The following is a 21853-nucleotide window of genomic DNA, read 5'->3' as shown; positions in this document are numbered from 1 at the left end:
GTTGACGTCGTGCTACTCGAGGGGTCCCTGCGGCCGGGTGCACCGCAGCGTCACGACCTGGAACGGGCCCAGCGCCAGCTCCACGCCGGTGCCGTCGAACGGCGGCGCCTCGCCGCCGGGGCGTTCCAGCAGGTCGGTCGCGGTGACGGCGGCCGCGGCGAACCCGAGGTCCAGGCGGGCGGCCGCCCGCGCGCCGAGTGCCTCGTAGAGGCGCACCACCACGTCGCCGGAGCCGTCGTCGGCGAGCTTCACCGCCGAGACGACCACACCGTCGTGGTCGACGCGCACGAGCGGCGCCACCTCGGTGTCGCCGGGCACCCGCCGCTCGGGCAGGTTGAGCCGGTGGCCCTCGCGCGTGGCGTCGGCGAGGTCGGCGCCGGGCACGAGCGCGTAGCGCATCCGGTGCACGCCCTGGTCGGTGTCCGGGTCGGGGAAGCGGGGCGCGCGCAGCAGGGACAGCCGCACGGTGGTGGTCGTGCCGCCGGCCGTGCCGTTCGCGGCGGGGCGCACGGTGCGGGTGACGTCGTGGCCGTAGGTCGAGTCGTTCACCAGCGCGACGCCGAAGCCCGGTTCGGTGACGTGCAGGTAGCGGTGCGCGCAGATCTCGTACTTCGCGGCTTCCCAGGTGGTGTTGGTGTCGGTGGCGCGGTACACGTAGCCGAACTGCGTCTCGGCCGCGGAGCGCTCCGCCCGGACGTCGAGCGGGAACGCGACCTTGAGGAAGGTCTCGCTCTCGTGCCAGTCGACCTCGGTGTCGACGTCGACGCGGCCCGCCCCCGGCGGCAGTGAGATCACCTGGGTCACCCGGGAGCGGCCGAACCGGCGGACCACGCGCACGGCGGCGTCGGCCACCGGCTCCAGGACCTCGACGTCGGTCAGGTCGATGACGGTGTTGCGGTAGGCGTGGTCGACGTCCCACGCGTCGTACTCGGCAGGCAGGTCGGGGTGCAGCTGGAGCAGGTTGGCCGGGCTGCCGGGCGCGATCGCGTCGCGCCCGGACGCGGCGTCGACCACCGACACCAGCAGGCCGCGCGCGTCGATGGTGGCCCGGACGAGGCCGTTGTCCAGCACGTACCCGCCCTCGTGCGCGGTGCGGGTGACGGGCGGCTGCGGCTCGCCCACCCGCGAGGCGCCGCGGGCCGGCACGCCGTCGCGGTCGTGCGGGGCGGCGTTGAACACCACCTCGCCACCGGCGCCGGGATCGCCGGCCAGGGCCCGCTGCGCCGCCGCGATGATCGCCTCGAGCTCCCCGGCCAGGCGTGCGTAGGTCTCGCGGCTCTCGCGGTGCACCCAGGCGATGGACGAGCCGGGCAGGATGTCGTGGAACTGGTGCAGCAGCACCGACTTCCAGATCCGGTCCAGGTCGTCGTACGGGTACGGGTGACCGGTGCGGACGGCGGCCGTGGCGGCCCACAGCTCGGCCTCGTAGAGCAGGTGCTCGCTGCGGCGGTTGCCCCGCTTGTTGCCCGCCTGGCTGGTGTAGGTGCCGCGGTGGGTCTCCAGGTACAGCTCGCCGACCCACACCGGGGCCTGCGGGTAGTCCTCGAACGCCTTGGCGAAGAACCGTGCCGGCGGCTCCACCTCGACCCGCGCCGACCCCTCGAGGTCGCGCAGCCGCGCGGCCCGCGCCAGCATCTCCCGGGTGGGCCCGCCCCCGCCGTCGCCGTGGCCGAACGGCACCAGGGAGCGGTGGGCGAGCCCCTTGTCGGCGAAGTTGCGCACCAGGTGGGCCATCTCGGCGCCGGAGAGCTCGGCGTTGTAGGTGTCGACCGGCGGGAAGTGGGTGAAGACGCGGGTGCCGTCGAGGCCCTCCCACCAGAACGTGTGGTGCGGGAAGCGGTTGAACTGGCTCCACGAGATCTTCTGCGTGAGGAACCAGCGCGACGCCGACAGGCGCACGAGCTGGGGGAGCGCCGCGGTGTAGCCGAACGAGTCGGGCAGCCACACCTCCTCGGTCTCCACGCCGAGCTCGTCGAGGAAGAACCGCTTGCCGTGCACGAGCTGGCGGGCCAGGGCCTCGCCGCCGGGCATGTTGGTGTCGGACTCCACCCACATCCCGCCGACGGGCAGCAGCTGGCCCTCCGCCACCTTCTTGCGCATCCGCTCCCACACGTCCGGGCGGTGCTCCTGCATCCACGCCCACTGCTGGGCCGAGGACATGGCGAAGACGAAGCCCGGGTCGGAGTCCATCAGCGTGAGCACGTTGGACACCGTGCGCGCCACCTTGCGGACCGTCTCGCGCAACGGCCACAGCCACGCGGAGTCGATGTGGGCGTGCCCCACCGCGCTCACCCGGTGCGCGCTCGCGGTGGCGGGCGCGGTGAGGGCGGGCGCGAGCGCCGCGCGGACCGCGGCCGCGGACCCGGGGACGTCGCGCAGGTCGAGCACGTCGAAGGCGTGCTGCAGGGTGCGCAGGATCTCCCAGCGCCGCGGGTCGTCGACCGACAGCTCGTGCATCAGCCCGGTGAGCACCTCGACGTCCTGCACGAGCTCCCACACCGGCGCGTCGAAGACGGCGAGCACCACCCGGCGCAGGTGGTAGAGCGGGTCGCGTCCGGCGGTGTGCACCTCGCCCAGCGGCGAGCCGACCCCCTGGACGAGCGGGTTGGCCGCCGCCTCGACGTAGAGGTCGACCGGCTCCCCGCCCGCGGCGCGGTCGGCCACGCGCAGCCACGTGTTCATCGGGTTGAGCCCCTTGACGGCCGCGCCGTCGGGGGTGTGGACGAGCGCCTCCGCGGAGAAGCCGGGGCGGTCGGTCGCGAACCCGAGGTCGATCACCGCCTCCACCGTGCGGCCCGCCCACTCCGGCGGCACCGACCCCGTGACGTGGAACCAGCTCGTGCCCCAGGCCGGGCCCCACGCCTCGCCCGCCCGGGCCGGCCGGTAGGGCGCCCGCAGCGCGTCGGCCACGGGCACCGGCTCGCCCGGGGCGTGCCAGGCCCCGACGGACAGGGGGACGTCCGCGCCGTGCACCGCAGGCCGCAACCGCTCGCGCAGGATGCGCGCGATCCGCCGCTCGATCAGGACGCGGTCGTCGTGCATGCGGGGGACTCCTCGGCGAGCCGGCGCGACATCGGTTGATCGAGGAACCTAGATTCAACGCTTTAATGCGTCAATACGGTGGGCAATACTGTGGGGCGCTGTCGCTGCCGATGACGAGGAGGGCGGTGCGCGGGATGGCATCTGGCACGGGTGGGCCGCCCCCCGGAGTTGCGCTGTTCGCGTGGGTCAAGCAGGAGCTGCTCGACTCCATCGGCCGCGGCGAGTTCTCCCCGGACCAGCCCTTCATCACGCAGCGGGAGATCGTCGAGCGCTACGGCGTGTCCACCACCACCGCGATCCGGGCCCTCAACGAGCTGGTGGCCGACGGCGTGGTCGTGCGCAGGCGCGGGCGGGGCACCTTCGTGGCCGAGCGCGGGCCGGCCCCCCGGCCCGCCGGAGGTTCATCGCCCGGGCTCGCCTACGTCAGCCCGGTCCTGCGGGCGGGCATCCACGACGCGGAGGTGCTCGCGGGGCTGTCCGTCGAGACCGCGGCGCTGGGCCACCAGCTCACGGTGGCCCACACCCACGGCGCCGCGCACGAGGGGGAGGTCCTGCGCTCCGTCGCGGCGGGCGGGGCGCGGGCCGTGGTGCTGTTCGCGCACGACCACTCCCGGGCGGCGGCGGCGATCGAGGAGCTGCGCCGCGAGGGCGTGGTGGTCGTGCTCGTCGACCGCTACCTGCCCGACCTGCCCACCGACGCCGTGCTCTTCGACGACTTCGCCATCGGCTACGACGTCACCACGGCGATGATCGAACGCGGCCACCGCTCCATGGCCGTGCTGTGGAGCGAGACGGACGTGACGAGCGTGCGCGACCGGCTCGCGGGCCACCGCCGCGCGCTGCGCGACCACGGCATCCCCGAGTTCCCGGAGCGCTCGGCGCTGCGGCCCTACGCGCTGCTCGACGCGGCGGCGCGGCAGCGCAGGCTGCGCGCGCTGCTCGCGTCCGGCGACCCGCTCACCGCGCTGCTGTTCGGCAACGCCCCCACGCTCTCGATCGCGGTGTCGGACGTGCTGGCCACCGACATCGGGTTCCCGGGCCCCCTCGAACTCGCCAGCATGGACCAGTCCATCCCGGATGCCGTGTCCCCGCTCTCGGTCGTGTCGGCCCGCCTGCCCGCCCGGGAGATGGGCAGGCAGGCCGCGCAGCTGGTGCACGAGCGGCTGACGGGCGGGCAGGGCCCGGTCCGGCACGTGGTGCTGCGGGCCGAGATCCAGGTCGCGGAGCCGGGGCGCAACACGCTCGTGGTGAGCGGCGGCGACGACGCGAGCCGCACCCGGGTCCCACCAGGCTGAACGAACGGCACCTTCGTACCGCTCCATCGGACGAAGGTGCCGTTCGTTCAGGTGGAACTTGCCTGCAACAGCCAGGGGTGCAGGTGCCGGTACCCGCGCACGGCCACCGAACGCAGGGCGCGCAGCGTGAAGCGCGGGTCGTCGGCCAGCGCCTCGGCCAGCCCGCGGTCGACCAGCACGCTGCCCGGCCGGGCGTGGGAGGTGAGCCGCGCGGCGATGTTGACCACCTCGCCGTAGACGTCGCCGTAGCGCACCAGCACCGGGCCCGCCGCCAACCCGATGCGCAGCTCCGGCAGGGCGGGCTCGGCCCGGACCCGGTCCTGCAGTGCGAGCGCGATCGCGGCGCCGTCGCCGGCGTCGTCGGCCACGAACAGCACCTCGTCGCCCACCGTCTTGATGATCCGGCCGTGCCCGTCGGCGATCACCTCGGTGGTGGCGGAGCCGAACCGCTCGATCATCTCGGCGAGCTCGGCCGCGGACCGGCGGCGGGTGGTGCGGGTGAACCCGACCATGTCGGCGAACCCGACGACCAGCGGCCACGTGTCCGGCTCCTCGCCGCCCGCGCCCACCGCCATCCGCCGGGCGGCCGCGGCGAGATGGCGGCGCCACACGTAGGTCTGCAGCTCCTCCAGCGCGGGCAGCACGGCGGCCGCGACCTCGCGCGACGCCTCGGGCGTGACCTCGCCGCGCTGCTCCTCGATCACCCGCACGACCATGCCGACCTGCCACTCCGCCAGCCGCGACAGCGACTGCGCCATCGCCCGCGCCACCGCCTCCCGCACGTCCGGCGCGAGCACGCCCGCCTCGGTGAGGCGGGTCATCAGGCGGACGGCCTCGAGGTCGCGCTCGGTGAACAGCACCTCGTCGTCGCCCGCCTCGGCGAACCCGAGCGCACGCCACAGCCGCGTGCCCGTTGCCAGGTCCAGCCCGGCGTCCTCGGTGACCTGCCGGCGCGTGTAGCGGCGCGGCGCCCCGAGGATCAACTCCTCGAGGGCGTCCTCGGGTGCGTCGCTCACGTCACGTGGTGTGGACGATCAGCACGTCGATGCCCGCGCGGCGCGCCACGTCCGATGGGACCGAGCCGAGCAGTCGCCCGCTGAGTGTGTTGAGGCCCCGGTTGCCGACGACGAGCAGGTCGGCGCCGGTGTCGTGGGCCGCCTTGCGCAGCACGTCCACCGGGGGGCCGTCGACGGCGAGCGTGCGGATCCGGCGCGCGCCCGCGGCCGTGGCGCGCTCCTCGGCGGTGCGCAGCGTCTCCTCGGCCGGGTTCCAGCCCACCACCAGGTAGGCCTCGTCCTTCAGGGCGTCCTCGGCCTCGGCCGTGTCCTCCCGGGACGGCGGGGTGTAGGCGCAGACGATGACGAGCTCGGCGTCGCTGTCGGCGGCCACGGCCGCGGCGCGGTCGACGGCACCGAACGACGTGGGGGAGCCGTCGGTGCCGACGACGATCGTGCGGTAGGCGGGCATCGGGGCCTCCGGGGAACGGGGCTGCGGGGAACGTGGCCAGCAGGTTACCGCCGGTAGGCCCACGCCTGCGCGCGACGTCACACCCCCGTGCGGGGCAGCAGCGCCGGCGCGATCAGCCGCCCGCGCATCCGCCACCCGGCGCGAGCCCACAGCGCGCGCATGCCGGCCGCGGTGCCCCGGACGTCGGCCCGGCCCACGAGGTAGCACCAGCGGTGGTGCTCCGGCAGCCCGAGGAACGCCTCGAAGAACGCGGGCACCTCGGCCGGCGGCATCCGCAGCAGGGCCTCCAGGCCGATCCGGCGGAACCGGTGCACGGCGCGTGCGCCACGCGGCCAGACCACCGCGCGCGCCGCGGCGAGGGCCCGGTCCGGCCCGGACGCCAGCCCCGCGGCCACCGCGTCGGCCACCGCGGGGGCCAGCCGTAGCGAGGTGGCCACGGAGAACCCGCTCGCCGGGTGCACGAGCGGCGCGGCCGCGCCGAAGCCCAGCACGCCGGGCGTGGCGTGGCGGGGCGAGTCGACCGGGAACCGGACCGACTCCGTGGCCGCGCCGTCGGGCACGACGACGCCGTGACGGGCCAGCCGCGCACGCAGCCGCCTGCGCAGCACCGGCAGCGGCAGGCCCGGCCGGGCCACCAGCGAGGTCTCCTCCAGCAGCACGGCGCCCCCGCCGAGCGGGATCCCGTAGAGGAAGGTCGCGGGCCCGTCCTCGCCGTGGTCGGGGCGCCAGTCCATGAACAGCGCCCGCCCCGGCGTCACCAGCGGCGTAGCCGCCGCCTCCCCGACCACGACGCCCGCCGCCGTCTGCTCGGCCGGGTGCCGGTGGCGGTCCCCGCAGCGCAGCGGCTGGCGGTGCCCGCCCGCGTCCACGACCACCGCGGCCCGCAGCAGCCCGCCCCCGGCCAGCCGGACGGCCCCGCCCGCCCACCCGGCCACGCGCCCCGCGTGGGCGCGGACCCCGTGTCGGGCCAGCTCCCCGTCGAGGTGGGCGCGCAGCGCGGGAACGTCCAGCACCGCGTACTCCCAGCCCAGCTCGTGCTCGGAGAGCGCGATCGCGCATCCGGACGCGCGGGCGGCCACCGCCGAGGACGGGAGCCAGGCCGGCAGCTCGTGCGCCCAGCACCCGTACGTCGCCCGCCAGGGTGCCTCGGGTGCCGGGTCGACGAGCACCGTGCGCAGCCCGCGCTCGCCCGCCGCGGCGGCCAGCGCGCGTCCGGCGGGGCCACCGCCGACGACGAGCACGTCCGGGTCGCGGTCCACCTGGGCATCGTGCCCGGTGCGGGGCCGCCGGGCCGGTTCAGGAACGCCACGTTGCTGTCCCGCAGGTTCAGGAACGTGGCGTTCCTGAACTCCCGGGGGCGCCGCGCGCCGCCCCGGTGGGCGCGGGGCACTAACCTGCGGCCGTGGCGGATCACTCGCGGGCGGCGCGGCGCTCGGGCGTGGGGGAGACCGGGGTGGGCCTGGCCGCGAGCCCGTTCCGCGTCGACCGCGACCGCATCGCGGCGTCGCCGTACTTCGCGCGCCTCGCCGGCGTGACGCAGGTGGTGAGCCAGACCGGCAGCGGGCTGCTGCTGCACAACCGGCTGACCCACAGCCTGCAGGTGGCGCAGGTGGCGCGGGCCATCGCCGAGCGCCTCACCGCCGACGCCACCACGGCGGCGGTGGTGGAGCGGCTCGGCGGCTGCGACCCGGACGTCGTCGAGGCCGCCGCGCTCGCCCACGACCTGGGACACCCGCCGTTCGGGCACCTCGGTGAGCAGGTGCTGGACCGGCTGGGCCGGGAGCGGCTGGGGCTGCCCGACGGGTTCGAGGGCAACGCGCAGAGCTTCCGGGTGGTCACCACGATCGACCTGCACGGGCCGGGCGGTGCGGGGCTCGACCTCACCGCGGCGGTGCGGGCGGCCGTGCTCAAGTACCCGTGGGCGCGCCTCAGCCACCCCGATCCGCACCCGAGCGCCGCGCGGCTGCCCCCGCGGGGTGCGGGGCCGCTGCCGTCCGCGCCGGAGGCGGGTTCGGCCAAGTTCTCCTGCTACCTCACCGAGCTCGACGACCTGGTGGACAGCCGGGCCGCCGCGGCCGGGGCGGTGGGTCCGTGGCAGCAGACGGTCGAGGCCGCGGTGATGGACACCGCCGACGACGTGGCCTACGCGATCCACGACCTCGAGGACTTCCACCGGGTGGGCGTGCTCGCGCAGCCGGGCGTGGCCGCCGAGCTCGGCGGGTGGCTGCGCGACCGCGCCGCGCTGGCTGCGGCCGAGGAGACCGCGCTCGGCCCGGTGCGCCCCGGCGCCGACCTGGAGCGGCTGCGCAGGCGGCTGTCCGCCAAGGACGGCTGGGCGTTCGACGACGATGCGTTCGCCGCCGCCGTCGCGGTGGTGCGCGACGAGCTCGTGGACGGGCTGCTCGCGGTGCCGTTCGACGGGTCGATGGCCGCCGAGCGGGCGGTGGCCGAGTTCTCGGCGCGGTGGACGGCCCGCCTGGTGGCGGGCGTGCGGGTGCTGCCCGACCCGCCGGTGCGGGCCGCCCCGGTGGCGCTGGACACGGCCCCGTGGCACCAGGTGGCGGTGCTGAAGTTCGTGCACCACCGGTTCGTGCTGCGGCGCGCCGACCTCGCCTCCCACCAGCGCGGGCAGGCCACGGTGCTGACCGGGCTGGTCGGTGCGCTGGCCGACTGGCTCACGAGCGACGACCCGGTGCGGCTCCCGCCCCGCCTGCACGACCTCGTCGCGCTCGCCCACGGCGAGTACCGCGGCCTGGCCGCCGACGGGCTCCTGGGCCCGGCCCCGGACGTCGACGCGCTGGCCCGCGGGCGCGCGGTGGTCGACTACGTAGCCTCGCTCACCGACGGTCAGGCGGGTGCGCTGCTGGACGTGCTCACCGGGCGCTCGGCCCGGCTGTGGGTGGACGCGGTCGCGCTGTAGGAGGCCACCCCGTGAGTGGATACGAGTGCTCCAGCACTCGTATCCACTCACGGGGGTCAGGCGGAGCCGAGCGTGCCCGTGGCGAGGATCCCGCCGTCGACGCGCACCGTCTCGCCGGTGATCCACGCCGCCGCGTCGGAGACGAGGAACCCGACGAGCCGTGCCACGTCCTCCGGCGCGCCGAGCCGCTTCATCGGGTACGCGGCGGCGACGGCCTCCTCGTCATCGGCGTAGAGGGCGGTGGCGAACCGCGTGCGCACGATCGCCGGGGCCACGGCGTTGACGCGGATCGCGGGGCCGAGCTGTGCGGCCAGTTCCTCGGTGAGCCGGATCAGCGCCGCCTTCGACGCCCCGTAGGCGGCGATCACGCCCGTGGAGCGCAGGCCCGCCACCGACGCGAGGTTGACGATCGCGCCGCCGTGCTCGCCCATCCACGCCCGGTAGGCCTGCTGCACGAACCCGAGCGCTGCGACGACGTTGGTGTCGAAGGTCTTGCGCACCGCGTCGAGGTCGGCGTCGACCAGCGGGCCGTAGGTCGGGTTGATCCCGGTGTTGTTGACCAGGATCGCGAGGTTGCCGAAGCGCTCGACGGTGCGGGTGACGGCGTCGGCGCGCGCCTCGGCGGACCCCGCGTTGCCCGGCACGGCCAGCACCCGGTCGGCGTCGCCGCCGGCCGCCTCGGCCACCAGCGCGTCGGCGGCGGCGGCGAGCTCGTCGGGCTTGCGGGCGGTGATGGTGACCGAGGCACCCCGGGTGAGCAGCTCGGCGGCGATCGCGTGGCCGATGCCGCGGCTGGCGCCGGTGACGAGGGCGGCGCGGCCCGCGAGGTCGCGGCCGACGAGGGCGTCGAGGGGGTCGGTGGTGACGTCGGTCATGCGCGCGACCCTATCTCCGGAATCCGCTGGCCCCGGTCGGTACGCTGGGTACGTGATCGAGATCCGGATCGAGTAGTGCGGCGGCTGTGCGCCGCCCTTCTCCGCTCGCCCGGACCCTGGAGTACCTCCACATGATCACCGCTTCTGACCTGGAACTGCGTGCCGGGTCCCGGATCCTGCTGTCCGGGGCCACGCTGCGCGTGCAGCCCGGCGACCGCATCGGCCTCGTGGGCCGCAACGGCGCGGGCAAGACCACCTCCATGCGCGTGCTGGCGGGGGAGGGTGAGCCCTACGGCGGCACCGTCACCGCCAACTCGCCGGTGGGCTACCTCCCGCAGGACCCGCGCGAGGGCGACCTGTCGGTCACCGCGAAGGACCGCGTGCTGTCCGCGCGCGGGCTCGACGAGCTGCTGCGCAAGCTGGAGAAGGTCCAGACCGCGATGGCCGAGCTCGTCGACGGCCCGGAGAACGAGAAGGCCGTGCGCGAGTACGGGCGGCTGGAGGAGCGGTTCTCCGCGCTCGGCGGGTACGCGGCCGAGAGCGAGGCCGCCCGGATCTGCACGAACCTCGGGCTGCCCGAGCGGGTGCTCGAGCAGCAGATCGCCACGCTGTCCGGTGGGCAGCGGCGCCGCGTCGAGCTCGCCCGGATCCTGTTCGCGGCGTCCGACGGGGGCTCGCAGAGCGCCACCACGCTGCTGCTCGACGAGCCCACCAACCACCTCGACGCCGACTCCATCACGTGGCTGCGCGGGTTCCTGCAGTCCCACGAGGGCGGCCTCGTGGTGATCAGCCACGACACCGAGCTGCTGGCCGCGGTGGTCAACAAGGTGTGGTTCCTCGACGCCACCCGCGGCGAGGTCGACCAGTACAACATGAACTGGAAGCGCTACTTGGAGGCGCGCGCCACCGACGAGAAGCGCCGCCGCCGCGAGCGCGCCAACGCTGAGAAGAAGGCCGCGGCGTTGCACGCGCAGGCGGCGAAGATGGGGGCCAAGGCCACCAAGGCCGTCGCCGCCAAGAACATGGCGCGCCGGGCCGACGAGCTACTGGCCGGGCTGGAGCCCGAGCGGCAGGCCGACCGCGTGGCCCGGATCAGGTTCCCCACGCCGGCGCCGTGCGGGCGCACCCCGCTCACCGCCGAGAACCTGTCGAAGGCCTACGGGTCGCTCGAGGTGTTCACCGGCGTCGACCTGGCCGTCGACCGCGGCACCAAGGTCGTGGTGCTGGGCCTGAACGGCGCGGGCAAGACCACGCTGCTGCGGCTGCTGGCCGGCACCGAGCAGGCCGACTCGGGCGCGGTGATCCCGGGCCACGGGCTGCGCACCGGCTACTTCGCGCAGGAGCACGACACGCTCGACATGGACGCCAGCGTCTGGGAGAACATCCGGCACGCCTCGCCGGACGCCCCGGAGCAGCAGCTGCGCACCGTGCTGGGCTCGTTCATGTTCTCCGGCGAGCAGCTGGAGCAGCCCGCGGGCACGCTCTCGGGCGGTGAGCGCACCCGGCTCGCGATGGCCGGGCTCGTCTCCAGCGCCGCCAACGTGCTGCTGCTCGACGAGCCCACCAACAACCTCGACCCGGCCAGTCGCGAGCAGGTTCTCGACGCGCTGCGTCGCTTCGAGGGGGCCGTCGTGCTCGTCACCCACGACCCGGGCGCGGTCGAGGCGCTGCACCCGGACAAGGTCATCGTGCTTCCGGACGGCACCGAGGACCACTGGTCGGCGGACTACCTCGAGCTCGTGCAGTTGGCCTGATCGGGGGATTTATCCCGGCGTGTCAGGCCACCCGATCGGGTCGTCCTGCGAAGCGTGGCGACGGCCGTCGCGGGGTCCTCGGACGGGTTCCGGCGGCCCTTGCTCCCCTTCCGGGGTGACATCGAGGTGGCGACGGGGTGACGTCGAGGTGTGCTGCGGGAGGCAATGATCACCCGTACGCGTGATCCATTCGGCGGAACCGTTCGCCGATCACCGAGTGGATCTCCTGGCACGGGGTACTTCCGTGGACGATCATTGCCCCACCGGGGGGAGCCGGAAACGATCTACCTGCGGTCCGCGCAGGTGGGCGAAGGAGATCAGGTGTCATGGCCGATCTGAAGAAGGGTGCTCGCATCACCGGCACCCAGCGCGACAAGCTCGCCACCGACCTGAAGAAGAAGTACGAGAAGGGCGCCAGCATCCGCGCGCTGGCCGAGCAGACCGGCCGGTCGTACGGGTTCGTGCACCGCGTGCTGTCCGAGACCGGGGTCACCCTGCGCGGCCGCGGCGGAGCCACCCGCACCAAGAAGAAGTAGGGGCGCAACCGCTCCTTACTCCGCGGTAACCTGCCCGCCATGACGACGGCGGCGATCGACCCGGAGCTCCTGACACGCGGCGGCCTGACGTTCGACGTCGACGGCCCGCGGGCCACCATCACGCTCGCGCGGCCGGAGGCGTTGAACGCGCAGACCCCGGCCACGTGGGAGGCGCTCCGGGAGATCGGGGAGTCCCTGCCCGGCGAGGTCCGCGCCGTGGTCGTGCGCGGCGCGGGCCGGGCGTTCTCCGCGGGTCTCGACCGGAGGTTCTTCACCGCCACCGAGGTGGACGGGCAGCCCGGTCTCAGCGGCATCGCCGCCCTGACCGACGACGAGGCCGACGCCGCGATCGCGGGCTACCAGGCCGGCTTCTCGTGGCTGCGCGACCCCGCGCGGGTCACCGTGGCCGCCGTGCAGGGCCACGCGATCGGCGCGGGCTTCCAGCTGGCGCTCGCGTGCGACCTGCGCGTCGTCGCCGACGACGTGCAGTTCTGCATGGCCGAGACCGGGCTGGGCATCGTCCCGGACCTCGGCGGCACGTACCCGCTCGTGCACGCCGTCGGCTACGCGCGCGCCGTGGAGATCTGCCTGTCGGGTCGCCGCGTGGGCGCGGACGAGGCGGTGTCCACGGGCCTCGCGCTGCGCTCCGTGCCCCGCGCGGAGCTCGACGGGGCCGTCGACGCGGCCGTCGCTGCCTTGGTCACGGCACCGCCGAAGGCCGCGGCCGAGACCCTCCGCCTGCTCACGGGGGTGGCCGAGGGCGCCGACCCGGCGCAGGCCCTCGCCGCCGAGCGGGCGGCCCAGCTGCGCAGGCTCCGCTCGCTGGCCGCGGGCGAGGGCTGAACCCGGGACGCGGCTACGCCGGCAGCACGAACAGGCTGATCGGGGTCGTCGCGACGGCCGGCCGTGAGGGCGATCCCGCAGCGGACCAGCGCTCCGACGCGCGGCGCGGGCCGTGGAGGCGCACGATGCGCAGGGCGACGTCGCGGCCGGCTGCGGCCAGGGCGCCGGGCGGGCCGCCGCGATCCCCGAGCCCGTGACCGAGCTGGTGGAGGCGGCGCAGGTGTGCCGGGTCACCGCGGGCGGGATCGCACCGGCCGCGAGATCGGCGCCCAGTTCACCGAGCGCGGGGACGATGCCCCCGGCCAGGCGCGGCGACCGGTGCGTCCACCGCGACCCGGCCAGCGCCCTCGATGCGGGGACAGAAGTGGGTCAGGCGCCGGTCGCCGCCGTCGCGCGCGGTGGCGCCGGGAACCCGCCGACCGCCTGCTCGAACGTGTGGGCCACCCGCAGCACGTCGGCGTCGGCGAAGTGCCTCCCGATGATCATCATTCCGACCGGGAGGCCGCCCGCCACGCCTGCGGGCACCGAGCAGGCCGGGTGGCCCGTGACGTCGGTGACGCAGGTGTTGGCCACCATCTCCAGCGCGCGGGGGATCACCTCCTCGCGGGGTGCGCCGGCAGGCGGGAGCGTCGTGGCGCGCAGCGGCAGCGTGGGCATGACGAGCACGTCGTAACGGGCCAGTGCCTCGTCGTAGGCCGCGCGCAGGCGGGGCACGAGGTTGCGCGCCATGGCGTAGTGGCTGCCGTGCGTGCGCTCGACGGCGTAGCCGCCCGCCAGGAGCACCAGCTTCACGGTCTCGGAGAAGTCGCTGCCGTCGGCGCGCCACCTGCCGCCGTAGTACGCCACGACCTCCGGGTCGTAGAGCCCGTCGCGATTCATGCCGTAGCCGTTGCCGTCCACCATCTGTGTCATCGCGCCCTCGGTGGCGATGACGTCCCAGATGCGCGCACCGTGCGCGTGCCAGGGGATCGACACCTCCTCGGCCACCAGGCCCGCGCCGCGCAGGACGTCGACGCCCGCGCGCACGGCGTCGTCGACCTCCGGTTCGGAGTTGGGGTGCCCGAAGCCCTCGGCGACCACCCCGACCCGCAGGCCCTCCGCGCCCCGGGCGAGCGCGTCCACGTAGTCGTCGGGCACGAGGTCGCGGTGCTGGCGGGGATCCAGCCCGTCCGGGCCGGCGATCACCGACAGCACGAGCGCCGCGTCGGCCACCGTGCGGGTGATCGGGCCGAGGTGGTCGATGGTCTGCTCGATGGGGAACGCGCCGGTGTAGGGCACCAGCCCGTAGGTCGGTTTGTGCCCCACCGTGCCGCTGTACGCGGACGGGATCCGCACCGAACCACCCTGGTCACCGCCCGTGGCGACGTCGACGACCTCGCCCGCCACCAGCGCGGCGCTGCCGGAGGAGGAGCCGCCGGCCGAGCGGGTCTCGTCCCACGGGTTGCGGACGGGGGCCGGGCGGGAGGTGTGCGAGCCGCCCGAGAAGCAGAGGTCCTCGCACACCGCCTTGCCTGCGATCGTGGCGCCCGCCGCCAGCAGCCGCGAGACGATCGTGGCGTCGCGCAGCGGGACGTAGCCCTCCAGGTACGGCGAGCCGTTCATCAACGGCACGCCCGCGACGGCCGTGTTGTCCTTCACCGCCACGGTGCGCCCGGCGAGCGGCCCCTGACCGCCTTCGGTGATTTCCGTGGTGACGTACCAGGCGCCGTACGGGTTGTCCGCGGCCTGTGGTCGCTGCCATGCGCGCTCCGGTGCGACGGGGGCGGACTCGGCGTAGAGCTGCTCCACGACGTCCCACGACGACAGCAGCCCGTGGACGAACGGGCCGAAGGACTCGAGGTCGGGGTCGGAGAGCCCGAGCCCGTGGCGGTCGGCTGCGGCGCGGAGGGCGGTGCGGTCGGGCGGGTCGAGTGGCATGGCGACCTCCTGCTCGATGGGTGCTCCGAACGTAGTACGGGCACGGGAGTAGAGAGGACGTCCAATGCGTTGGAACTCGAGTTGCAACGGTGTAAGTGAAGGGGGCCGCTCGTGGACCGGCCGATGGGCATGCTGCGCGGGGTCGTGCGCGGCGCGGACGCGCCGAAATCGATCAAGAAGGGCACGATTCCGCGGATCTGGGCGTTCGCGCGCCCGTACCGCGGCCGGCTGCTCGCCTACCTGCTGCTGACGGTCGTGTCGGCCACGGTGGGCGTGCTCACGCCCGTGCTGGCCGGCCGCGTGGTCGACGCGATCGTCGCGGGCGGCGAGGCGTCGGTGGCCACCGCCACGATCCTGGGCCTCGCCGGGGGCATCGCGGCGCTCGCGATCCTCGAGGCCGTTGTCGGGCTCGGCTCGCGCTGGTTCTCCGCCCGCGTCGGCGAGGGCGTGATCGTCGACCTGCGCCGCGCGGTGTTCGAGCACGTCCAGCGGATGCCGATCGCCTTCTTCACCCGCACGCGCACCGGCGCGCTCGTGAGCAGGCTGAACAACGACGTCATCGGTGCCCAGTCGGCGATCACCACGACGCTGGCCACGGTGCTGAGCAACGCCATCCAGCTCACGCTCGCGCTCGCCGTGATGATCTCGCTCGCCTGGCAGGTCACCCTGCTCGCGCTCGTGCTGCTGCCGATCTTCGTGATCCCGGCGCGCCGGTTCGGGCGCCGCCTGGCCGACCTGCGCCGCGAGGCCGCCGACCTCAACGCGGCGATGGGCAACCAGATGACCGAGCGGTTCTCCGCGCCCGGCGCCACCCTCGTGAAGCTCTTCGGCCGCCCGGACGAGGAGGTGGCCGAGTTCGGCGAGCGGGCCGAGCGCGTCCGCGACATCGGCGTGCGCACCGCGATGGTCTCGCGGGTGTTCGTCACGGCGCTGTCGCTGGTGTCCGCGCTGGCTCAGGCGCTGGTCTACGGGCTGGGCGGCTGGCTGGCCGTCACCGGTCGCATCGAGGCGGGCACCGTCGTCACGCTCGCGCTGCTGCTCACCCGCCTCTACACGCCGATGACCGCGCTCGCGAACGCCCGCGTCGACGTGATGACCGCGCTCGTGTCGTTCGAGCGGGTCTTCGAGGTCCTCGACCTGAAGCCGATGATCATGGAGAAGCCCGGCGCCGTGGCCCTGCCCGACGGGCCGGTCGACGTGCGGCTGTCCGGCGTGCGCTTCGGCTACCCGAGCGCCGACCGGGTCTCGCTCGCCTCCCTCGAGGAGGTCGCCGTGCTCGACTCGCGCGGCGGCGAGGAGGTGCTGCACGGCGTCGACCTCGAGGTCGGTGCGGGGCAGCTCGTGGCGCTCGTCGGCTCCTCCGGTGCCGGGAAGTCCACCCTCGCGTCCCTCGTGGCGCGGCTCTACGACGTCGACTCCGGCTCGGTCGAGCTCGCGGGCGTCGACGTGCGGGACCTGACGTTCGCGTCGCTGCGCGGCGCCGTCGGCGTGGTGACCCAGGACGGGCACCTGTTCCACGACACGATCCGCGCCAACCTCCGCTACGCCGCTCCCGAGGCCACCGACGCCGAGATCGTCGACGCGCTGCGCCGCGCCCGCCTCGGCGCGCTCCTCGAGTCGCTCCCCGACGGCCTCGACACGGTGGTGGGGGAGCGCGGCTACCGGCTCTCCGGCGGCGAACGCCAGCGCCTCACGATCGCGCGGCTGCTGCTCGCCCGCCCCCGCGTGGTGATCCTCGACGAGGCAACCGCCCACCTCGACTCCGAGTCGGAGGCCGCGGTCCAGGAGGCGCTCGCCGAGGCGCTCGACGGCCGCACCGCGATCGTGATCGCCCACCGGCTGTCCACGGTGCGCGCCGCCGACCAGATCGCCGTGCTGGAGCAGGGGCGGATCGTCGAGCGCGGCACGCACGAGGAACTCCTCGCGCGCGACGGGCGCTACGCCCGCCTGCACCGCACGCAGTTCGCGCTCGGCCGGGAGGAACACCTGGTGAGCTGAGCGTACGAACGGCACCCCCGTCCGATAGAGCGGTACGGGGGTGCCGTTGGTACGGCTCGGTGTCACCTCAGCGGCGGCGGACCGAGCCCTCCACGACGTCGAGGACCCCCTCCAGGTGGTCGGGGCGCAGGCCCATGGCCAGCTGGGAGACCAGGCCCTCCAGCACCAGCTCCAGGTAGCGCGCCAGCACGGGGACGGGGACGTCGTCGCGCAGGGTGCCCGCAGCGGCCTGCCGGGCGAGGCGCTGCTCGGTGGCGGCGGTGAGGGCCTCGGCGTGGGCGCGCCAGCGGTCGCGGAAGTCCGGGTCGGTGCGGCCGCGGCGGGCGACCTCGAGGAAGGTGCCGGTCCAGCCCGTGCCGAGGGGCTGCGGGGACGACAGGAGCTCGCGCATCACCTGCACGAGGCCCTGCGCGGCCACGACGTCGGCCATCCGCTCGGCGTCCTGCTCCGCGAGCGCGAGGAACAGCGCCTCCTTGTCGCGGAAGTGGTGGAAGATGGCGCCCCGGGACAGGCCGGTGGCCTGCTCCAGGCGTCGCACCGTGGCGCCCTCGTAGCCGTGGCGGGCGAAACAGCTGCGTGCGCCGTCGAGGATCTGTTGCCGCCGGGCTGCGAGCTGGTCGGAGCTGACCCTGGGCACGCGCCGACGATACCGGCTTCTCCAACCGTACGTACGGCTTGGGAAGGACGTCATCGTCTCGTCACCCGAAAATGTCCGGGCCCGCGGGTAGCGTCGCTGGCATGTCGGAGAAGGCGGCGATCGTGGAGGTCCCGCAGCAGAACACGGGTCCGGAGGCGGGGCAGCCCGATCCGGGTCCGTCGGTGCTGCGCGACTGCGCCGACGCCGAGACCCACGTCGGGTCCGTGTGTTTCAAGCACGGTCCACCGCGGCTCATCGGCGTCGAGCTCGAGTGGCTCCTGCACCGTCCTCCCGAGCCCCGTGCGTTACCCACGGCCGCGGAGCTCGCCGCCGCGCTCGGCCCGCACAGCCCGGCCGGCCTCGACCCGTCGTCCCCCGCGCAGTCCCTCCCCTCCGGTTCCACCGTCACGGTCGAACCCGGCGGCCAGATCGAACTGGCCAGCCCACCGAGCCCTGATCTCACCGCCCTCCTGCAGACCGTCATCGCCGACACGGCCGTCCTGCACGAGCGACTCGCCGCCGCGGGGCTGCAGCCCTCGCCCCGCGCCACCGACGCGATCCGCCCGCCCCGCCGCATTCTGCAGCTGCCCCGTTACGCGGCCATGGAGGAGTCCTTCGACCGCCGCGGGCCCTTCGGCCGCAGCGCGATGTGCTCCACCGCGGCCGTCCAGGTCTGCGTCGACGCGGGCGAGCCCGCGGAGGTCGGCGCCCGCTGGTCCCTGCTCCACGCGGTGGGCCCCGTGCTGCTCGGCGCATTCGCCAATTCGCCCACGCTGCACGGCAGGCGCACCGGCTGGAAGTCCTCGCGGTGGGCGGCCTGGCAGAACGCCGACCCCGCGCGCACGGCGCCGCCGCCCGCTGCCGACACCGCGGGCGGCGACCCCACGGCGGGGTGGGCCCGCCGGGTGCTCGACACCCCCGTGCTGGCCGTGCGCAGGCCCGGCCCGTGGCACGTGCCCCGCGGCGTCACCTTCGCCGACTGGATCGACGGCGCCCTGCCTCAGCCGCCCACCACCGCCGACCTCGACTACCACGTCTCCACGCTGTTCCCGCCGGTCCGCCCGCACGGCCACCTCGAGGTGCGCTACCTCGACGCCCAGCCGGGCAGGCGGTGGGCGCTGCCGGTCGCCGTGCTCGTGGCGCTGCTGTCCGACCCCGCCACGATCGACCGCGCCCGCGACGCCGCCGCGCCGGCCGAGGGGCGCTGGACCTCGGCAGCGCGCCACGGCCTGTCCGACCGCGTGCTCGCCCGCGCGGCGTCCACCGTCTTCGAGCTCGCCATCGACCGGCTGCCCGCCGTCGGCGCCCCGCGCTGGGTGCACGACGAGCTCACGTCCATGCACGAGCACCAGGTACTCCGCGGGCGATGTCCCGCCGACGATCCGGACCTTCCGGAGGGACCCACACCATGACCACCCCACCGACCACCCCGCCCGACACCCCGCTCACCGCCGAGGAGCTGCGCTCCCGCGTGGCCGGCCTGCTCGCCGAGTCGCGGGACCGCAGCACGCAGCTCACCGAGGCGGTCGACGAGGCCGACCTCGTGGCCCAGCACTCGCCGCTCATGTCGCCGCTGGTGTGGGACCTCGCCCACATCGGGAGCCAGGAGGAGCTGTGGCTGGTGCGCGACGTCGGCGGCCGTGAGCCGCTGCGCCCGGAGATCGACGGGCTCTACGACGCGTTCCAGCACTCCCGCGCGAGCCGGGTCGATCTGCCGCTGCTCACGCCGGCGGAGACCCGCACATACGTCGCCGAGGTGCGCGACAAGGCGCTCGACGCGCTGGAACGCACGCCGCTGTCCGGGCGCAGGCTCGTGGAGCACGGGTTCGCGTTCGGCATGATCGTGCAGCACGAGCAGCAGCACGACGAGACGATGCTGGCCACCCACCAGCTGCGCGCGGGCGCCCCGGTGCTGCACGCGCCGCCGCCGCCCGCCGGGCGTCCGCCCGCGGTGCGCGAGGTGCTGGTGCCGGGTGGTCCCTTCACCATGGGCACCTCCACCGAGCCGTGGGCGCTGGACAACGAGCGGCCGGCCCACGTCGTCGACGTGCCGGCGTTCGTGATCGACACCGCGGCGGTCACCAACGGCGAGTACGCGGCGTTCGTCGATGCGGGCGGCTACGACGACCCGCGGTGGTGGAGCGAGGAGGGCTGGGCCCACCGCGTGTCGGCCGGGTTGGAGGCTCCGCAGTTCTGGCAGCGCGACGGGTCCGGCATCTGGTTCCGGCGCCGGTTCGGGGTGGTGGAGCCGGTGCCGGCCGACGAGCCGGTGGTGCACGTGTGCTTCCACGAGGCGCAGGCCTACGCGCGGTGGGTGGGCAAGCGGCTGCCCACGGAGGTGGAGTGGGAGAAGGCCGCCCGCTACGACCCGGCCACGGGGCGGTCGCGGCGCTACCCGTGGGGCGATGAGGACCCCACGCCCGCCCACGCCAACCTCGGCCAGCGCCACCTGCAGCCCGCCGCGGCGGGCGCCCACCCGCTGGGGGCGTCCCCGCTGGGGGTGCAGCAGTTGATCGGTGACGTGTGGGAGTGGACGAGCTCGGGCTGGCACCCCTACCCGGGCTTCGAGGTGTTCCCGTACCCGGAGTACTCGCAGGTGTTCTTCGGTGGCGACTACCGGGTGCTGCGCGGCGGTTCGTTCGGCACGGCGCCCGCGGCGATCCGGGGCACGTTCCGCAACTGGGACCACCCGATCCGCCGGCAGATCTTCGCCGGGTTCCGCTGCGCGCGCGACGCCCGCCCCGGGGACGTGGCCGCCTAGTGTGCCGTCACCTGGCCTACGTCGGGGCGTCGGTCACGCTGGCCTCGCTCGTGCTGGAACCGCCGCACTCGCTGCTGCACCAGAGCTACGCCCCGGCCGACATGCGCGGTGGGGGCACGATCAACGCCGACGGGTTCGGGGCCGGCTGGTACCCGGAGCCGGGTGGGCCGGCGGCGCGCTACCGCAGTGCGCAGCCGATGTGGTCGGACGCCTCGTTCGCCGCGGTCGCGGCGGCCACTCGCTCCGGTGGGGTGCTGGCCGCGGCCCGGTCGGCCACGGTGGGCATGCCGGTCACCGACACCGCCGCGGCGCCGTTCGCGGAGGGCCGGTGGCTGTTCAGCCACAACGGGGTGGTGCGCGGGTGGCCACACTCGGTGGCGCCGCTCGCGCAGGCGCTGCCGGTGGCCGACCTGCTCACCCTCGACGCCCCCACCGACGCGGCGCTGCTGTGGGCGCTGGTGCGCCACCGGTTGCGGGCGGGCGCCGAACCGGGCGACGCGCTGGCCGGGGTCGTCACCGAGGTGGCGGCCGTGGCTCCCGGGTCGCGGCTCAACCTGCTGCTCACCGACGGCACCGCGATCTGGGCCACCGCGTGGCACCACTCGCTGTGCGTCCGCACCGACGCCCACGGGGCGCTGGTCGCCTCCGAACCGCTCGACGCCGGGCCGGGCTGGCAGGAGGTGCCCGACCGGCACCTGGTCGCGGCCGCGCCCGGCAGCCACCGCTGCACGCCGCTGGCACCCGTCACTGCGACCACCCCAGCGGCCACCCCTGCGCCCCGGGCCACCGCCGGGGCGTCCACCGTCCGAGGAGCGCGATGACCGCCCTGGTCGACATCCACCTCACCGGCGCCGACGCCGACGCCGCCCTGCGCGCCGACGCGCGGGCCGGTCTCACCGCCTACCCGAAGCACCTGCCGCCCAAGTGGTTCTACGACGCACGGGGCAGCGAACTGTTCGAGAAGATCACGGAGCTGCCGGAGTACTTCCCCACCCGCACCGAACGCGCTCTGCTGGAGCGCAGCGCCGACGAGATCGCGGTGGCGTCGGGCGCCGACACGATCGTCGAGCTGGGGTCGGGTTCCTCGGCCAAGACCCGCCTTCTGCTCGATGCGTTCCGCCGGGCGGGCACGCTGCGCCGCTACGTGCCCCAGGACGTGAGCGCTCCCGCCCTGCGCGACGCCCTCGACGCGCTGGCGGCCGACTACCCGGGCCTGGAGCTGCACGGCGTGGTCGGCGACTTCACGGCCCACCTCGACCGGCTGCCGCCACAGGGACACCGGATGGTCGCGTTCCTCGGCGGCACCATCGGCAACCTGCTGCCGCCGGAGCGGGCGCGGTTCCTGCGGGCGCTGCGCGCCACCTTGCGGCCGGGCGAGCAGTTCCTGCTCGGCACCGGGCTCGTCGTCGACCCGGCGGTGCTGGTGCCCGCCTACGACGACGCGGCGGGCGTCACCGCCGAGTTCAACCGCAACGTGCTGCACGTGCTCAACCGGGAGCTCGCGGCCGACTTCGACGTCGACGCGTTCGACCACGAGGCGGTCTGGGACGCCGAGCACGAGTGGATCGAGATGCACCTCGTCGCGCGGCGGGCGATGACCGTCACCCTGGCCGAGCTGGACCTCACCGTCGATTTCGCGGCGGGGGAGGCGATGTGCACGGAGATCTCGGCCAAGTTCCGGCTCCCGGGGGTGCGCTCGATGCTCGCCGGGGCCGGGTTCGCCGTGGTGCGGAGCTGGACCGACCCGGAGGAACGGATGGCGCTCACCCTGGCCACAGCCGTGTGATCAGCGCCGGGCGTGCGACGAT

Annotated in this window: 17 protein-coding genes; 10 read left to right on the top strand and 7 right to left on the bottom strand. The window is 75.0% G+C overall.

The window, feature by feature from the left end; all coding sequences use genetic code 11:
• Positions 1–12 precede the first annotated feature (12 nt).
• Positions 13–3042: an alpha-mannosidase gene (locus ACFPL3_RS27195; RefSeq protein ID WP_343944575.1), complete on the bottom strand. Its 3030-nt coding sequence runs from the start codon at positions 3040–3042 to the stop codon at positions 13–15.
• A 134-nt stretch (positions 3043–3176) separates the two neighbouring features.
• Here ACFPL3_RS27195 and ACFPL3_RS27190 point away from each other — a divergent pair, with 134 nt between their 5' ends.
• On the top strand, positions 3177–4337 hold the full coding sequence (locus ACFPL3_RS27190) for a substrate-binding domain-containing protein (protein ID WP_343944576.1): 1161 nt from the start codon (positions 3177–3179) through the stop codon (positions 4335–4337).
• A 47-nt stretch (positions 4338–4384) separates the two neighbouring features.
• Here ACFPL3_RS27190 and ACFPL3_RS27185 read toward each other — a convergent pair whose 3' ends face one another.
• From ACFPL3_RS27185 to ACFPL3_RS27175, 3 genes are all read right to left on the bottom strand, one after another.
• On the bottom strand, positions 4385–5353 hold the full coding sequence (locus ACFPL3_RS27185; RefSeq protein ID WP_343944577.1) for an adenylate/guanylate cyclase domain-containing protein: 969 nt from the start codon (positions 5351–5353) through the stop codon (positions 4385–4387).
• 1 nt (position 5354) lies between these two features.
• On the bottom strand, positions 5355–5804 hold the full coding sequence (locus tag ACFPL3_RS27180) for a universal stress protein (protein WP_343944578.1): 450 nt from the start codon (positions 5802–5804) through the stop codon (positions 5355–5357).
• 77 nt (positions 5805–5881) lie between these two features.
• Positions 5882–7063 (bottom strand): lycopene cyclase family protein, encoded by a 1182-nt coding sequence (locus ACFPL3_RS27175; protein WP_379589712.1) that lies wholly within the window; start codon positions 7061–7063, stop codon positions 5882–5884.
• A gap of 143 nt (positions 7064–7206) precedes the next feature.
• Here ACFPL3_RS27175 and ACFPL3_RS27170 point away from each other — a divergent pair, with 143 nt between their 5' ends.
• Positions 7207–8724 carry a deoxyguanosinetriphosphate triphosphohydrolase family protein gene (locus tag ACFPL3_RS27170; protein WP_343943319.1) on the top strand — a complete coding sequence of 506 codons (1518 nt, stop codon included), beginning with the start codon at positions 7207–7209 and terminating at the stop codon, positions 8722–8724.
• A 56-nt stretch (positions 8725–8780) separates the two neighbouring features.
• Here the strand turns inward: ACFPL3_RS27170 and ACFPL3_RS27165 are convergent, their stop codons facing one another.
• Positions 8781–9599 (bottom strand): SDR family oxidoreductase, encoded by an 819-nt coding sequence (locus ACFPL3_RS27165; RefSeq protein ID WP_343943320.1) that lies wholly within the window; start codon positions 9597–9599, stop codon positions 8781–8783.
• A gap of 131 nt (positions 9600–9730) precedes the next feature.
• On the opposite strand from ACFPL3_RS27165, the gene ACFPL3_RS27160 reads away from it, so the two are divergent.
• The 3 genes from ACFPL3_RS27160 to ACFPL3_RS27150 all read left to right on the top strand — a co-directional run bounded on the left by ACFPL3_RS27160 (position 9731) and on the right by ACFPL3_RS27150 (position 12732).
• A complete protein-coding gene (locus tag ACFPL3_RS27160) occupies positions 9731–11353 on the top strand; it encodes an ABC-F family ATP-binding cassette domain-containing protein (RefSeq protein ID WP_343943321.1) in 1623 nt (540 codons plus the stop codon).
• Positions 11354–11679: 326 nt separating this feature from the next.
• Positions 11680–11889, top strand: coding sequence for a helix-turn-helix domain-containing protein (locus tag ACFPL3_RS27155; protein WP_028932228.1), 210 nt, complete (start codon positions 11680–11682; stop codon positions 11887–11889).
• Positions 11890–11928: 39 nt separating this feature from the next.
• Positions 11929–12732 carry an enoyl-CoA hydratase/isomerase family protein gene (locus ACFPL3_RS27150; protein ID WP_343943322.1) on the top strand — a complete coding sequence of 268 codons (804 nt, stop codon included), beginning with the start codon at positions 11929–11931 and terminating at the stop codon, positions 12730–12732.
• Between the two features lie 369 nt (positions 12733–13101).
• Here the strand turns inward: ACFPL3_RS27150 and ACFPL3_RS27145 are convergent, their stop codons facing one another.
• Complete coding sequence (locus ACFPL3_RS27145; RefSeq protein WP_343943323.1) at positions 13102–14649, bottom strand: amidase; 1548 nt, start codon at positions 14647–14649, stop codon at positions 13102–13104.
• Positions 14650–14760: 111 nt separating this feature from the next.
• Here ACFPL3_RS27145 and ACFPL3_RS27140 point away from each other — a divergent pair, with 111 nt between their 5' ends.
• Entirely contained in the window at positions 14761–16647 is a 1887-nt protein-coding gene (locus ACFPL3_RS27140; RefSeq protein WP_379589711.1) for an ABC transporter ATP-binding protein, read from the top strand.
• Positions 16648–16714: 67 nt separating this feature from the next.
• On the opposite strand, the gene ACFPL3_RS27135 is transcribed toward ACFPL3_RS27140, so the two are convergent.
• A complete protein-coding gene (locus ACFPL3_RS27135; RefSeq protein WP_343943324.1) occupies positions 16715–17284 on the bottom strand; it encodes a TetR/AcrR family transcriptional regulator in 570 nt (189 codons plus the stop codon).
• 101 nt (positions 17285–17385) lie between these two features.
• Here ACFPL3_RS27135 and egtA point away from each other — a divergent pair, with 101 nt between their 5' ends.
• The 4 genes from egtA to egtD are packed head-to-tail and all read left to right on the top strand — an operon-like array spanning position 17386 to position 21831.
• Positions 17386–18696: an ergothioneine biosynthesis glutamate--cysteine ligase EgtA gene (gene egtA / locus ACFPL3_RS27130; RefSeq protein ID WP_343943325.1), complete on the top strand. Its 1311-nt coding sequence runs from the start codon at positions 17386–17388 to the stop codon at positions 18694–18696.
• On the top strand, positions 18693–20045 hold the full coding sequence (gene egtB / locus ACFPL3_RS27125) for an ergothioneine biosynthesis protein EgtB (RefSeq protein WP_343943326.1): 1353 nt from the start codon (positions 18693–18695) through the stop codon (positions 20043–20045). The genes egtA and egtB overlap by 4 nt, the downstream gene beginning before the upstream one ends.
• Positions 20045–20866: an ergothioneine biosynthesis protein EgtC gene (gene egtC / locus ACFPL3_RS27120; RefSeq protein WP_343943327.1), complete on the top strand. Its 822-nt coding sequence runs from the start codon at positions 20045–20047 to the stop codon at positions 20864–20866. Before egtB ends, egtC begins: the two co-directional genes overlap by 1 nt.
• Complete coding sequence (gene egtD, locus ACFPL3_RS27115; RefSeq protein ID WP_343943328.1) at positions 20863–21831, top strand: L-histidine N(alpha)-methyltransferase; 969 nt, start codon at positions 20863–20865, stop codon at positions 21829–21831. The genes egtC and egtD overlap by 4 nt, the downstream gene beginning before the upstream one ends.
• Positions 21832–21853 lie beyond the last annotated feature (22 nt).

This window comes from Pseudonocardia zijingensis, assembly GCF_042657305.1.
Classification (GTDB): Bacteria; Actinomycetota; Actinomycetes; order Mycobacteriales; family Pseudonocardiaceae; genus Pseudonocardia; species Pseudonocardia zijingensis.
This window is presented reverse-complemented; position numbering and strand designations above follow the sequence as displayed.